Here is a 383-nt window from a genome sequence, read left to right as displayed (position 1 = left end):
CCTTCATGATCATCAAGTATCGCCTCATACACTGGCAAAACAAATTATTCAACAGATTCAGTTAGAAACCGGAATTACTGCAACGGCCGGGATTGGTACAAACCTTTACTTAGCAAAAGTGGCGATGGATATTGTTGCAAAACGGATTCCTGCTGACCGAGATGGTGTCCGGATTGCTCAAATGAATGAGTACCAATATCGACGCTATCTTTGGGCACATCAGCCCCTGACAGATTTTTGGCGAATTGGTCGCGGTTATGCAAAACGATTGGAAAAATTAGGCTTGCATACCATGGGGGACATTGCCCGTTGCTCGCTCGGTAAGTTATCGGATCCGTTGAATGAAGAGATCCTTTATCGTGAATTCGGTAAGAACGCGGAAC

Annotated in this window: 1 pseudogene; it reads left to right on the top strand. The window is 45.2% G+C overall.

Annotation, left to right across the window (positions count from 1 at the left end):
- Positions 1-383, top strand: a pseudogene (locus tag CP366_RS10465) (LytTR family transcriptional regulator); the annotation flags it as partial.

The sequence above is a fragment of the Lactobacillus sp. UMNPBX15 genome, from assembly GCF_002553785.1.
Taxonomy (GTDB): Bacteria; Bacillota; Bacilli; order Lactobacillales; family Lactobacillaceae; genus Lactobacillus; species Lactobacillus crispatus.
Note: the sequence above shows the minus strand (reverse complement) of the source record. Positions and strands in the feature narration are given on the sequence as shown.